At 43.2% G+C, this 13,138-nt stretch carries 12 protein-coding genes; all 12 read right to left on the bottom strand.

Going from position 1 to position 13,138, the window contains the following annotated elements; all coding sequences use genetic code 11:
• Positions 1–214: 214 nt before the first annotated feature.
• Positions 215–1,444, bottom strand: coding sequence for a peptidase T (pepT, locus tag GVJ38_RS09670; protein ID WP_159722953.1), 1,230 nt, complete (start codon positions 1,442–1,444; stop codon positions 215–217).
• Positions 1,445–1,469: 25 nt separating this feature from the next.
• A complete protein-coding gene (locus tag GVJ38_RS09675; protein WP_159722954.1) occupies positions 1,470–2,585 on the bottom strand; it encodes a Nif3-like dinuclear metal center hexameric protein in 1,116 nt (371 codons plus the stop codon).
• Complete coding sequence (locus GVJ38_RS09680) at positions 2,572–3,273, bottom strand: tRNA (adenine(22)-N(1))-methyltransferase (RefSeq protein ID WP_159722955.1); 702 nt, start codon at positions 3,271–3,273, stop codon at positions 2,572–2,574. The genes GVJ38_RS09675 and GVJ38_RS09680 overlap by 14 nt, the downstream gene beginning before the upstream one ends.
• A 113-nt stretch (positions 3,274–3,386) precedes the next feature.
• Complete coding sequence (gene dnaI, locus GVJ38_RS09685) at positions 3,387–4,313, bottom strand: primosomal protein DnaI (RefSeq protein WP_159722956.1); 927 nt, start codon at positions 4,311–4,313, stop codon at positions 3,387–3,389.
• Positions 4,313–5,632, bottom strand: a complete 1,320-nt coding sequence (locus GVJ38_RS09690; protein ID WP_159722957.1) for a DnaD domain protein — start codon at positions 5,630–5,632, stop codon at positions 4,313–4,315. The genes dnaI and GVJ38_RS09690 overlap by 1 nt, the downstream gene beginning before the upstream one ends.
• 13 nt (positions 5,633–5,645) lie before the next feature.
• A complete protein-coding gene (nrdR, locus tag GVJ38_RS09695; RefSeq protein WP_159722958.1) occupies positions 5,646–6,116 on the bottom strand; it encodes a transcriptional regulator NrdR in 471 nt (156 codons plus the stop codon).
• 85 nt (positions 6,117–6,201) lie between these two features.
• Positions 6,202–6,807, bottom strand: a complete 606-nt coding sequence (coaE, locus tag GVJ38_RS09700; RefSeq protein ID WP_159722959.1) for a dephospho-CoA kinase — start codon at positions 6,805–6,807, stop codon at positions 6,202–6,204.
• A gap of 9 nt (positions 6,808–6,816) precedes the next feature.
• On the bottom strand, positions 6,817–7,644 hold the full coding sequence (gene mutM, locus GVJ38_RS09705; RefSeq protein ID WP_159722960.1) for a DNA-formamidopyrimidine glycosylase: 828 nt from the start codon (positions 7,642–7,644) through the stop codon (positions 6,817–6,819).
• A gap of 13 nt (positions 7,645–7,657) precedes the next feature.
• A complete protein-coding gene (gene polA / locus GVJ38_RS09710) occupies positions 7,658–10,294 on the bottom strand; it encodes a DNA polymerase I (RefSeq protein ID WP_159722961.1) in 2,637 nt (878 codons plus the stop codon).
• Positions 10,295–10,427: 133 nt separating this feature from the next.
• Positions 10,428–11,111 (bottom strand): Bax inhibitor-1/YccA family protein, encoded by a 684-nt coding sequence (locus tag GVJ38_RS09715; protein WP_159722962.1) that lies wholly within the window; start codon positions 11,109–11,111, stop codon positions 10,428–10,430.
• Positions 11,083–11,568, bottom strand: a complete 486-nt coding sequence (locus tag GVJ38_RS09720) for a MaoC/PaaZ C-terminal domain-containing protein (RefSeq protein ID WP_159722963.1) — start codon at positions 11,566–11,568, stop codon at positions 11,083–11,085. The genes GVJ38_RS09715 and GVJ38_RS09720 overlap by 29 nt, the downstream gene beginning before the upstream one ends.
• A 163-nt stretch (positions 11,569–11,731) precedes the next feature.
• Positions 11,732–13,066, bottom strand: coding sequence for a UDP-N-acetylmuramate--L-alanine ligase (gene murC, locus GVJ38_RS09725; protein WP_159722964.1), 1,335 nt, complete (start codon positions 13,064–13,066; stop codon positions 11,732–11,734).
• Positions 13,067–13,138: the final 72 nt, after the last annotated feature.

Here is a 13,138-nt window from a genome sequence, read left to right on the forward strand (position 1 = left end):
CTAATCTGATAGTGATGCGGTCGGTCAACCAGCATTATCTTATCATTTTGGGAGGCTTTTTTGATACCACGCTAAAAGCTTTTTGGAACCACCCGCATAGCAGGTGGTTTTCAAATCATACAAAAAAGAACGCCAAGCCAGTTAATCGGCCTGACGTTCTCTTGAAAAGTGATCGCAGTCGTTGCGACTACTCCATTCTCATTCGTTCAAAAAGTTATTCCGCATTGTTTTTGACGATGTTAATGATCGTATCCACAGCTTTTTCCATCGTTTGCAGTGAAACAAATTCAAATCGGCCGTGCATATTTTCTGCCCCAGCAAAAATATTTGGCGTTGGAATCCCCATAAATGAGATTTTAGAGCCATCCGTACCACCACGGATCGGTGCGATCACTGGTTTGATATCGGCTTCTTCCATCGCGCCTTTAGCTAGATCGATGACGCTCATATCTTTTTCGATGACCTCACCCATGTTGTAATATTGATCATACATATTGATCTCAACTCGTTCTTGATCGAATTGACTGTTCATTTCTTTTTGGATGCGTAAGATGTTTGCTTTGCGCGCTTCAAATTTTTCGCGATCATGGTCACGGATAATATACGTCATCGTAGCTTCTTCCACATTCCCGTTTAACGCTAATAGATGATAAAAACCTTCGCGACCTTCTGTTTTTTCTGGCCGTTCAGCTGCTGGTAATTGATCGTGGAAATCAATCGCCATTTGCAAGGCGTTGATCATCGTATTTTTAGCGGTTCCGGGATGGACATTTTTCCCGTGCATCGTGATTTCAGCTTGCGCCGCACTAAAGGTTTCATATTGCAATTCACCTAGTGGTCCACCATCCATTGTGTAGGCAAAGTCGACATCGAATTGAGCTACATCAAATTTGTCGGCACCGATCCCGATTTCTTCATCTGGTCCAAAGCCCACCCGGATCTCACCGTGTTTGACTTCTGGATGTTGGATCAAATATTCCATCGCCGTCATGATTTCAGCTAACCCCGACTTGTCATCTGAGCCTAATAAAGTCGAGCCATCCGTCGTGATCAACGTTTGACCTTGATAGTTTTTCAAGTTAGGGAAATCTTTCGTATTCAATGTATATTTTCCAGCTTGATCTAACTTGATTGTTGATTCGCCATCGTAATTTTCGATGATTTGCGGATTAACATTTTCCGCATTGAAATCGGCAGTATCCATATGAGAGATAAAACCGATCTTGCGCACGTCATGGTCTACATTGCTTGGTAGAGTCGCGATCACGTAACCATTTTTATCATTATACGTTACGTCTTGCATCCCGATTTTTTCTAATTCTTTCATCAGCTCATGAGCAAAAGCCACCTGTGTTTCAGTTGAAGGGGTCGTTTTGCTCGTTGCATCTGAGCGAGTTTCAGTTTTGACGTATTGTAAAAATCTTGGTAATAAGTTTTCGTACATCTTGCTTCTCTCCTTTAAGTTGCTTTTATTTAAATGAGAAAGGATTCGTAGACGTTTCCGATACGATAAATTCCGCGTCCCAACTTTCTTCATTTTTCCATTGATTGAACTGTGCTACCATTTTTTCCTTACACAGCTGTTCGATGTAATGTCCAGGATCGATCACGAGCATGCCCGTTTCTTGCATATCGTGAGCCGTGTGGTAATAAACATCACCAGTGAGATACACATCTGCTTGAGCCGCGACTGCTTGCCAGTAAAATTTCTCCCCGCTGCCGCCACAGATCGCTACCGTCTTGATCTGCTCTTTTTTAATTTTTGGATAGACGACTCGCAAGCCTGCTAACTGAAATTGTTGTTTAACGAGTGCAATAAAATCTTCGGTCGCTTGTGCTTGTGCCAACTCACCGATGCGGCCGATCCCAAATTTTTTGGCGCCATTATCCAACGTATAAATATCATAGGCCGGCTCTTCATATGGATGAGCGGCTTTCATTGCGGCAACGACAGTTTCTTCAAGTTGTTCGTTAAAGATCACTTCGATCTTCGTTTCTTGGACTTGTTCAGGTGTCCCGACTTGTCCGATCGCTGGTTTTGCGCCTAGGGTTGGCGTGAAGCGACCCATTCCGTTAATGGAATACGACGTTGCTTCATAATTTCCTTGCTTACCAGCTCCAGCTTCTGCTAATGCTTGGCGTAGAGCCTTCGCATTTTCATTGGGAACGAAGACCGCTAATTTTTTTTGTCGGATCTGATGCGTCTCAACTAAGTACCGCGTATTTTTGACACCGAGCAACTCACAAAACCAATCATTCAATCCGTTCTCAATGATATCCATATTAGTGTGGGCCGCATAGACTGCAATGTCGTGTTGCAAAAGATCGGCATACATTTTCGTCTGCACATCGTCAGTCGTCAAACGCTCTACTGGACGAAAGATCGGCGGATGTTTCACCACCAGCAGATCAATCTTTTTTTCGATCGCTTCTTGAACGACTGCTGGACGCACATCAAGACTCATCATGACTTTTTTGACCGGCTTATTCAATGTTCCAATGTGTAAGCCGACTGGATCACCCGGTTCAGCTAACCATTGCGGACAATATTTTTCAAAGCGCGTGATAAACTCAGTTCCCTGCATGGGCGATAACCTCCTTGATCCAACTGATTTCTTGTTGCAATTGAACTTTTTTACTTTCAACAGCGTGGGTGCTTTTTTCTAAACTAGCTAAGATCGCCACTTGTTTGGTTAATTGATGTTGCCACTTTTTGATAAAGATCGGGTCACGAGCTTGCAGCAAGTGCGGCCCAAAATACAATTCTTTGGCACTGTAATCAGGCTGGACCGGTGTTTTTTCAGCGACGATCACTTCATACGTCTTATGGTGTTCGCGAATGATTCGTTCAGCAGTCAACGTGTAGCCACGCGTTACGAGCCACTGACGTAATTGATACTCCGCGACATTCGGTTGTAAGATCAATTTTTCTTGCCCCGTTAAGTTTCCCCGTTGTAAAATATCGCGGATCAATACACCGCCCATTCCACAAATTGTGATCGTATCGATCTGGTCAGCCGGCTCGATCACTGCTAAGCCATCTCCAAACCGCACGGCGATCTGGTCTTGCAAACCGAATTTAGCGACTTGACGTTGCGCTGATTCAAATGGACCGGTTACGACTTCACCTGCTACGGCAAAATTTATTTTTCCAGCTCGAACTAGTGCGACCGGTAAATACGCGTGATCTGATCCGATATCGGCGACGCGCGCACCCGGTTCAACTAGTTCAGCTACTGTTTGCAAACGCTGCGATAATTCATTGGCGTTCATCATTTCACTCCTAACAAAGATGATTATACCATTCTTCACAAAAAGCGCCCTAATAAAAGCACAAATGAAAGCGCTTTTTAATAGGGCGTTTCCTCTTTTCTAAGAAATCTCTTTTATTTTTGGCGACGATTATCGCCGGTCAGCCAGATCTCTTGGCTCAAATAGCGAACGCGTTCCATGATCCGTTTCGCTTTTAACGGTTCTTCATCGCCTTTTTGGCTGACAGTCAGATGACCTTCCAGCCCTTCCCAATCAAAATTTGATGAGAAAAAAGTCGGCAGTTGTTCTTGCATTCGATATTGTAAGATCGTTCCTAAAATATCATCGCGAATCCAAGCACTCATGGAATCTGCCCCGATGTCATCTAACATCAATACCGGTGCGCGTTTCACTTCATCTAACTTCGGACCCACTTGATCAGAAGAGATCGCTTGTTTCATCTCACCAGCAAAAGTCGGAAAGTGGACCATTGTTGTTTCGAAACCTTTGATCGCTAGCTCATGGGCGATCGCAGCTAACAAATACGTTTTCCCCACTCCAAATGAACCAACGAGATACAACGCTTTGTGAAAAGCTTTCGGTTCATGTTCATAGCCATTGATAAAATCTAGTGCGGCTTCTAACGCTTCTGAGCGACCCGGCGTCACTTCGAAATTGCGGATTGAAGCACGCTTGATATCTTTAGGCATATTCAACGCACTGACTCGATTACGAATCTGTTCTTCTTTTTGCTGACGCAACAATTCATCGGTGGGAACGTAGGTAACATCGATAAAGTGAAAGTTCAAGGTCAATTTCGGTTCGTAACCTGGTGCGATCATCGTGGGATCTCCCGTTTCATATTTGCGTTTTTCTTGCACAAACTCGTACAGTTTCGCAAATGATTTTTCGATATCAGCTTGTGTCAGTTTTTCTTTATGGCTTTCGATAAATTGGCGAACTTCAGGATGTTCCAAGACCGTTTGCATCATCTCATGATACCGCCCCGAGACGCCGCGGCTGTTGATGATCTTTGTCAATTCTTTTCCGACATCTTCCATTAATTCTCACCTTCTTTATTTAAATAAGCTTGCAGTTTCTGATCTAGCTCACGTTGCTTTTCAGGACTGAGCTGCTGTTCTTTAGGTGGTTCTTTGATATATTTAGGCAATTTTTCGACTCGGCCCCGCTGAACACGTTGCGGATATTTTTTTTGCGAAGTCGTTTTTTTCTCGTAACCTTGTAAATTTTGCCGCAAATGCGTGATTGCAGCTGCCGGTGTGGTGATCTTACGCTGCGCCCAGTCATTTGCGATCGCATTGACAAAATTCGCATTCAAGTTGGCATTGTTCAAGATCACTAAAACATAATTGATCAAAATATTAATGACCGCTTTGGGTAAAATATGTCGACTCAACAATCCTTCGACTAACCGTTCTTCAGCAGTCGTAGCAAAGCCATGTTTTTGCGCTTTGATCGCTTGTAAGTATTCGATCGGCGCCAAGCGTTCACTTTCTGAGATGATTGTCTGCTCAGGAGCCGAAAATTCTTTTAGCTCAGCAGCACTGGTAGCCGGAGTTGGATTTTTTGCAGAGGCAAGTCGTTTCGGAGCAGTCTGCTGGCGGATCAATTGCCGCAAATAATCAAAGGCGATCACATCATCAGGACCCGCGGCTTTGGCGGCTAGATCTGCAAGCTCTAATTCACTGACGCCATACAATTCATGCAGTGCTTCAAGTTTAGCACGATCTTCAGTGGAAAGTTTTATTTTGAACCGGGCTACTTGTTGCTCAAAAAAAGTCCAATCAAAATCACTTTTTTTCACCGGTGTTTCAAACTGACTCGCCACCTGTTCGACTTGGGGCGCCTCAGCAGCAAATCGATTTTCATCAAAGCGATAGACCGTTTGGAACCGCTGCGTGATTTCAGTGAAACCAGTCAGGGTGACCGGAGCTGGTGCAAAACGTTCCACTAAACGCGTGTACCGATGCTCACCGATTTTTTCCAATAATAAATAACTCATCAACGCATCTTGAAAAAAATCAGCCGGTAGCAAAGGTTCGTTCAACCGATAAGCTAACTGGACACCCAGCTCAGGATCTTCTTTGATCCAAACAGTTAAAAGACCGATCCCTTCTAAATGAGCACGAGCTTTTAACACTTCCGGCAATCCGTGATCGACCGCGCTTAAAAGATCGGCATGCATGAGTTCCGGACTTTTTCCAGCCGGTGTCAAGTCGGCGGCCAAACTCAAATATAAGCTCAACGCGAGTGGTCCGATGATCGGTTGATAAAGTAACAGTAAAGCTTGTTGGCGACTATGATCCAACACAGGCGTGCCATAGACGGTATAAATAGTTGTGGGCTTGATCGATGGCACAAAAAAAGCCTCCTTATTCTTTCGTTGATTTTGCTTTGTCGACGATCTCTTGCAATTCTTTCAAAAAGACCGACATATCTTTAAACTGACGATAAACACTGGCAAACCGAATATAAGCGATCTCATCGACATCGATCAGATCTTCCATCACATATTCGCCGATCAGACTAGTTGACACTTCATTTTCCCCTAGACTCCGAACTCGATTTTCCACGTGATCTACGATTTGTTCCATCCGTTCCATTGCTACCGGCCGTTTTTCAGCAGAGCGAATCAATCCCCGCAAGATTTTATCACGGCTGAACTCTTCGCGATCGCCGTTTCGTTTGATCACTAATAAAGGAGTCGCTTCGATCCGTTCAAAGGTCGTAAAGCGAAAACCGCAATTTTCACACTCGCGGCGTCTTCTGATCGCGCGACCGTCATCGGTTTGCCGACTGTCGATCACACGAGAATTATTATGGTTACATTTAGGGCAGCGCATGGTTCCACCTCTTTCTTTATAGCACGAGTGTATCACAACTAAAAGGTCAAAGAAAGCTGAAGGAGTAACGTGACTCCCCCAGCTTCTACGCTAACTTTTCCCATGTTTTGTGTTGGATAAAAGCTAGTACTTGTTTTTGCGTTTCTACTAGTGGACCGTCGTTATCAAAAATAAAATCAGCTCGTGCTTTTTTTTCAACTAGCGGCAGTTGACTGTTGATCCGAGCCAGTGCCTGAGCTTCACTTAATTGATTGCGTGCCATCAAGCGTTGCAGTTGGACTTGTGGCGTAACAAAAACGACGGCGACAGCATCCGTATAACGATCATATTTTCCTTCATATAATAAAGGCACATCTGCGATCACGAGTTCACTCAGCTGCTTTTTTTCCGCGATCTCCGCTTTGATCGCCTGCCGAATAAACGGGTCCAACGTATCATTCAGTAAATCACGTTTTTCAGGATCATTGAAAATCAATTCCCCTAGTTTTTGTCGGTTCAAGGTTCCTTCAGCAGTCAAGATTTCGGAACCGAAAACCGTCACGATTGCTGAAAGTCCCGGCGTATTTGGTTCGACGACTTGGCGTGCGATCACATCAGAATCCACGATCGGATAACCAGCTTGTTCAAAACATTTCACCACCGTCGATTTTCCACTGGCAATTCCACCGGTGATCCCTAAAACAAAACTCATTTTCTTCACCTACTTTAATTGTTGACAATGGGGACAAAAATGCGTACCTCGTTGAGCGACTTTGATTTTTACGATCGGCGTACCACACCGTTCACACGGTTTGCCTGTTTGACCATAGACATGAAGCTGCTGTTGGAAATTTCCCGCTTCACCTAAAGCATTCAAATACGTTCGGATCGTAGTCCCGCCAGCAGCTTGGGCTTTTTTTAGCTCAGCAATGATCGCTTGACGTAAGGTGGCGACTTCCTCTTCCGTCAAGCGTTGCGCAGGCTCTTCGGGATGGATCTTAGCTAACCATAAAACTTCATCCGCATAAATATTTCCTAGACCAGCAACGACTTTTTGATTTAATAAAAGCGGCTTGATCATCGTTTTAGCTCGGCTTAGTTTTACCACAAAAGCAGTTAAGTCAAACTCTTTTTCCGTCGGCTCAGGGCCTAACTGCTGGATTCCTTTGTAATGAAGCGCCTCGCCTTTTTTAAGTAGCGCCATCCGGCCAAATTTACGTACATCACGATAGACTAGCTCGCTGCCATCGGTAAAATGAAAAATGACATGACTATGCTTGTCTAATGGGACTTCGGTTGTAAAAAATTCGTATTTTCCTTCCATCCGCAAATGCGAGACCATTTCAAAATCAGAAAATTCAAAGATCAAATATTTTCCGCGACGTTTGACATCTTGGATCACTTCGCCGATGAGTTCAGTTTTAAAACGTTCCACATCTGGTGATTCGATAATTTTAGGCCACCGAACTTCGACTTGCTGGATTTTTTTACCTCTGACAAGTGACACTAAGCCTCGGCGAACTGTTTCAACTTCTGGTAATTCTGGCATTACATTTGCTCCTTTATTTCGCTTCGTACCACGTTTTACCCCAACTACTGTCCGTGATCAGCGGCACATCAAGGTCAACGGTGTGTTCCATCACTTCTTTGACTAATTGATCCAACGTTGCTAATTCCGTCTCAGGCACTTCAAAGACTAATTCATCGTGAACTTGCAGCAGCATCGTGGCTTGTAATTTTTCCTTTTTCAAACGTTTAGCTAACTCGATCATCGCGAGTTTCAAAATATCAGCGGCACTTCCTTGGATTGGCGTGTTGATCGCTGTCCGTTCCGCAAATGAGCGCACATTGTAATTCCGTGAGTTGATATCTGGCAAGTAGCGGCGACGATTGTATAACGTAGTCGCATACCCTTTATCTTTTGCTTCCCGCACACTTTCTTCCATATATTGCTTGACTCCTGGATAATTTTCAAAATACGTATCGATATATTCTTGGGCAGCTTTGCGAGAGATCCCTAAATTTTGTGACAGCCCATAATCGGAAATACCATAGACGATCCCAAAATTTACCGCTTTAGCATTGCGGCGCATATTCGGTGTCACTTGATCTTTTGCAACGCCAAAGATCCGCATCGCTGTACTGGCATGGATATCCAGGCCTTCCCGGAAAGCTTCTTTCAAATGTTCATCGCCTGAAATGTGCGCTAATACCCGCAATTCGATTTGGGAATAATCAGATGAATAGATCAGCCAATCTTTTTGCCGCGGCACAAACGCTTCGCGAATCTTCCGGCCTTCTTCTAAACGAATCGGGATATTTTGTAAATTCGGATCGACTGAACTCAAACGCCCAGTTTGGGTCAGCGTTTGGATATAGCGCGTATGGACTTTATTATCGGCTTGGATCACTTTTAATAAACCTTCCACATAGGTCGATTGGATCTTGGCCAACTGGCGGTAATTTAAAATATCTTCGACGATCGGAGCTTGATCTCGCAATTGTTCCAACACATCGACCGCAGTTGAATAACCCGTCTTCGTTTTTTTGATCACCGGTAGATTCATTTTTTCAAATAAGATCACACCCAATTGCTTCGGTGAATTGACGTTAAATTCCGTCCCTGCCTCTTGATAGATTTTTTGCTCGATCTCTAATAATCGTTGCGAAAATTCGCCTCGCATCGTTTGCAGGCGACTCGCATCGACTGTGATCCCCGCGATCTCCATTTCGGCTAAAATTTTTGAAAGCGGTAATTCCATTTGATAGAACAGTTCAGTCTGCTCTTTTTCTTCTAATTCTTGACTCAACTTCTCACTTAAAAACTGGATCGCTTGGATCTTGCGCGCTAAGTGAGCGTAAAATTCAGTTTCAGCTGCCGGCAATCCTTTTTTGACACCTTTTCCATAGACCTCTTCGTCTGTTTGGATCTCCGTGTAACCATAGTGATTGGCAACTCCAGCGATATCATTGCTATTATCATTCGTATCTAATAAATAAGCCGCTAACAACACATCAAAGTTGATGCCTTGCGTTTTGCCACTATAGCGATTGATGGCCACATACGTTCGTTTGGCATCATAGACTTTTTTTCCATCTTCAGCTTGGAGCCACTTTTTAAAGGCGGGACTTTCGAACAATTCTAAATCTGGTGTCACATAAATTTTTTCTTGATTGCCCCAACTGATCCCGACTACATCTGCTAAATGATAATTATCACTGAGCATCTCCACATAAAGAGCCATGTCTGGTTCAAACATCGAGGCATCAAATTCATGCACAACTTGGTAACTGACTTCTGGCAATTCAGCCACTTCTTCTACCACATTCAGCTTATTCAAAAATTGTTTGAAGTCCATCTCTTTATAAAATGCGATCAGCTGATCAAGGTTTTTACCATGGTACACCAATTCATCCAATTCGATTTCAACGGGTGCATCGGTTGCGATCGTCGCTAATTGCTTAGACAAAAAAGCTTGCTCTTTGTCATTGATCAGATTTTCTTTCATTTTACTTTTTTTCAATTCATCCAAGTGGTCGTAGATTCCTTCGACACTGCCAAATTGTTTTAATAATTTGATGGCTGTCTTCTCGCCCACTTTTGTTACGCCGGGATAATTATCCGACGCATCACCGGCCAGGCCTTTCATGTCGATGATTTGATTAGGCGTCAAGCCGTCGTATTTTTCCGCGACATGCGCCGGTGTGTAAGATTCGATCTCACTAACACCTTTGACAGTGATATCAACAGTCACTTTTTCACTCGCTAGCTGAGTCAGATCGCGATCACCAGATAAAACGACTACCTCATAATCCGCTTCACTAGCTCGGTGAGCCAACGTCCCGATAATATCGTCCGCTTCAAAATTAGGTAATTCATAATACTTTACGCCTAAGCCTTGCAACAGCTCGCGGATATAAGGTAGCTGCTCGCGAAATTCTCCCGGTGTTTTAGACCGACCGCCTTTATACTCACCATACAACTCCGTTCGAAACGTCGTCTTCCCCGCATCAAAAGCGACTAAAACGTGGGTCGGTTTTTCTTTTGTCATTACATTTTCAAACATATTGTTAAAGGCATAGATCGCATTCGTATGCAACCCACTTTGATTTTTAAACCGTTCTAGTGAATTGTGTAACGCAAAAAATGCTCGAAATGCCACACTATTGCCGTCTACTAATAATAATTTTTTCGTCATCTGCTCGACTCCTTTACGCTTTATTCTAACAAAGAGTGACGCTTTACAAAAGAAATTGAAAAAAATTTTAGTTGCTGTCAATCAACAAAAAAACACAAAAAAATTGCAGGCGAAAAGTTGCCTGCAATTTGTTTTAATCGTTACTGCCAAAAATCCGTAAAAAGGAAATCAGCAAGTTGATAAAATCAATATAAAGGGACAGTGCCATAAAGATCGCGGTGCCGTTAGATACTTCGCCATTTGAGCGATAATAGATTTGGCGGATCATTTGGTTGTCATACGCGGTGATCCCTGACATAATGACGACCATCAAAATCGAGATGAATAATTCGACCGCCGAACTATGCAACACAAAGGCGTTTAGTAACATCGCAATGATGATCCCGATCAAACAGCTGAGTCCCGCTCGACCGATCCCTGACAAATCTTTTTTCGTAAAACTACCTACCAAGGACATCACAATAAATGTAGCCGACGCTGAAACAAAGGCTTGGGTCACCGTTCCGATATTGTAAGCTGCTAACGTGATTCCTAGTGTGACCCCATTTAACATCGAGTAGACGATAAAGCCTGACAATGCTAATGTCGGATTTTTCTCTGCCTTGACGCCTAAAAAGATCACCAGTGCGATCTCTAAGATCCAGATCCCCCACAAACCCAAAGGAAAATGATTGACCAGTGTCGCGACTTGCGTCATGTAAGGTCCTAAAACTAAATACGAGATCCCCGCACTAACTGCGATTCCTAAACCTAAATACGCATAAATTTTACTATAGAAACGATTCAAACTAGAAGTTTTCGTCTGTTGATTGTCCATGTACATCCTCCTCATAATGATCAGCTGGCGGTTTCACCATTACTACCGCATCTAAAATTCGTTTTTCTTCCATATCGTTGGCTTCCACTGAAATCGTCACGACATCTTTCATCTTGTCGACTTTGATCACCACAAATTCAAATGTCAGCGTCTCATAGTGAAAAATTGGTTCGATGAAGTTGATTGAAAAATTGACCACGTGACTGCCAGGTCCTGGCAAATGTTTCGAGATCGCACTCGTAATAATTCCCATGATCATGATCGATGGCACAAGTGGTTGCTGATATTCAGTCGTCTTGGCATATTCATGTTGGATATAAAGCGGATTCGCATCATTGGTCAACCCTAGATACAACAGCAATTGGTTGTCTTCGATCGATTCTGTCAGCGATAACGAATCGCCTTCTTCAATCTCATCGATCGCCTTCCCGACTTTTTTAGCTTTTGAATTATACAAACAAAATTCCCTCCATCATCTTTTTAACTATCCTTATTTTAGCAGACTGACTCAAAGGCGCAACCATAAATCGAAAAGGAGTGGAACACAAAGTTCTACTCCTTCCTCCAGCTAAACTGTGTGACAAAAGTGAAGCACCTCGTTCACAGCTGTTTTGGCTCAGTTATAAAACGTTACGGGTCGCATTGCTCAATAGATTTTCATAAGCCCGTTCAAATTTCTGGACATCGCCAGCCCCCATGAATAGGACGACTGCATTATGATAATCCAAAAGTGGCGACATATTATCTTCTTTTAAGACTTGCCCGCCTTTTTGGATCTTAGCGCCTAAGTCTTCAATTTTCACATCACCAGTCGTTTCCCGCGCTGATGAAAAGATATCGCATAAGTAAACGTGATCTGCTCGATCCAGTGCTTCGGCAAAATCATCCATCAACGCGATCGTCCGCGTAAACGTATGCGGTTGGAAAACTGCGATCAATTCTTTGTCCGGATATTTTTGACGAGCAGCATCGATCGTAGCTTTGATCTCAGCTGGATGATGAGCATAGTCATCGACTAAGACCATATCAGCAACATTTTTTTCAGTAAAGCGTCGTTTGACCCCAGAAAAAGTCAACATCTCTTCTTTGACTTTATCCATGTCTAATTTTTCAAAGTACGCAACTGCGATCACTGCTAGTGCGTTCAAAATATTATGTTTGCCAAAAGACGGCACGGTGAAACGACCAATAAACGTTTTATCATGGTAGACATCAAAAGCTGAGCCTTTAGTCGTCCGCGTGATATTTTTAGCTTGAATGTCATCAGTATCAGACAATCCATAATAATAAATCGGGACATTCGCTGTTAGCTTACGTAAATATTTGTCATCTCCATACGCGAAGATTCCTTTTTTGACTTGGGAAGCCAACGTTTGGAACGCTTCAAAAACGTCTTCAATGCTTTTGAAATAATCGGGATGATCAAAATCAATATTGGTCATGATCGCATAATCTGGTGCATAAGCTAAGAAATGACGTTGGTATTCACACGCTTCAAATGAAAAGAATTTCGCATCTGGCACACCATGTCCGGTCCCATCCCCAATCAAATAACTCGTCGGTGCGATTCCGCTCAACACGTGTGAAAGTAGACCAGTCGTACTCGTCTTCCCGTGTGAACCTGTCACCGCGACACTTGTATAAGGTTGGATGAATTGCCCGATGAAATCATGATAACGAATCACTTCTAGACCTAATTCTTTGGCCCGAACGATTTCTTCATGCGTATCTGGAAAGGCATTTCCAGCGATCACCGTCATTCCCGGTTTAATATTGTCTTGGTTAAATGGCAAAATCGTTACGCCAGCTTTTTCTAAATCTCGTTGGGTGAAAAAATAAGTCTCAACATCAGAACCTTGGACGTTGTAACCTTTCTCATGTAAGACAAGTGCTAAAGAACTCATCCCTGAACCTTTGATGCCGACAAAATGATATAACGTATCTTTATTGTTCATTTGATCCTCTTCCTTGTATGTACAGAATTATCGTTGCGATTTATATTATCATATATCTACTAAAAAATAGCA

Origin of the sequence: Enterococcus sp. CSURQ0835 (assembly GCF_902706605.1) — a bacterium.
Taxonomy (GTDB): Bacteria; Bacillota; Bacilli; order Lactobacillales; family Enterococcaceae; genus Enterococcus_A.

Excerpts from the sequence above, each read along its gene's own strand:
- GVJ38_RS09680 (WP_159722955.1), bottom strand. The coding sequence starts at position 3,273 with ATGAACGCCAATGAATTATCGCAGCGTTTGCAAACAGTAGCTGAACTA.
- nrdR (WP_159722958.1), bottom strand. The coding sequence starts at position 6,116 with ATGCGCTGCCCTAAATGTAACCATAATAATTCTCGTGTGATCGACAGT.
- mutM (WP_159722960.1), bottom strand. The coding sequence starts at position 7,644 with ATGCCAGAATTACCAGAAGTTGAAACAGTTCGCCGAGGCTTAGTGTCA.
- polA (WP_159722961.1), bottom strand. The coding sequence starts at position 10,294 with ATGACGAAAAAATTATTATTAGTAGACGGCAATAGTGTGGCATTTCGA.
- pepT (WP_159722953.1), bottom strand. The coding sequence starts at position 1,444 with ATGTACGAAAACTTATTACCAAGATTTTTACAATACGTCAAAACTGAA.
- coaE (WP_159722959.1), bottom strand. The coding sequence starts at position 6,807 with ATGAGTTTTGTTTTAGGGATCACCGGTGGAATTGCCAGTGGAAAATCG.
- dnaI (WP_159722956.1), bottom strand. The coding sequence starts at position 4,313 with ATGGAAGATGTCGGAAAAGAATTGACAAAGATCATCAACAGCCGCGGC.
- murC (WP_159722964.1), bottom strand. The coding sequence starts at position 13,066 with ATGAACAATAAAGATACGTTATATCATTTTGTCGGCATCAAAGGTTCA.
- GVJ38_RS09675 (WP_159722954.1), bottom strand. The coding sequence starts at position 2,585 with ATGCAGGGAACTGAGTTTATCACGCGCTTTGAAAAATATTGTCCGCAA.
- GVJ38_RS09715 (WP_159722962.1), bottom strand. The coding sequence starts at position 11,111 with ATGGACAATCAACAGACGAAAACTTCTAGTTTGAATCGTTTCTATAGT.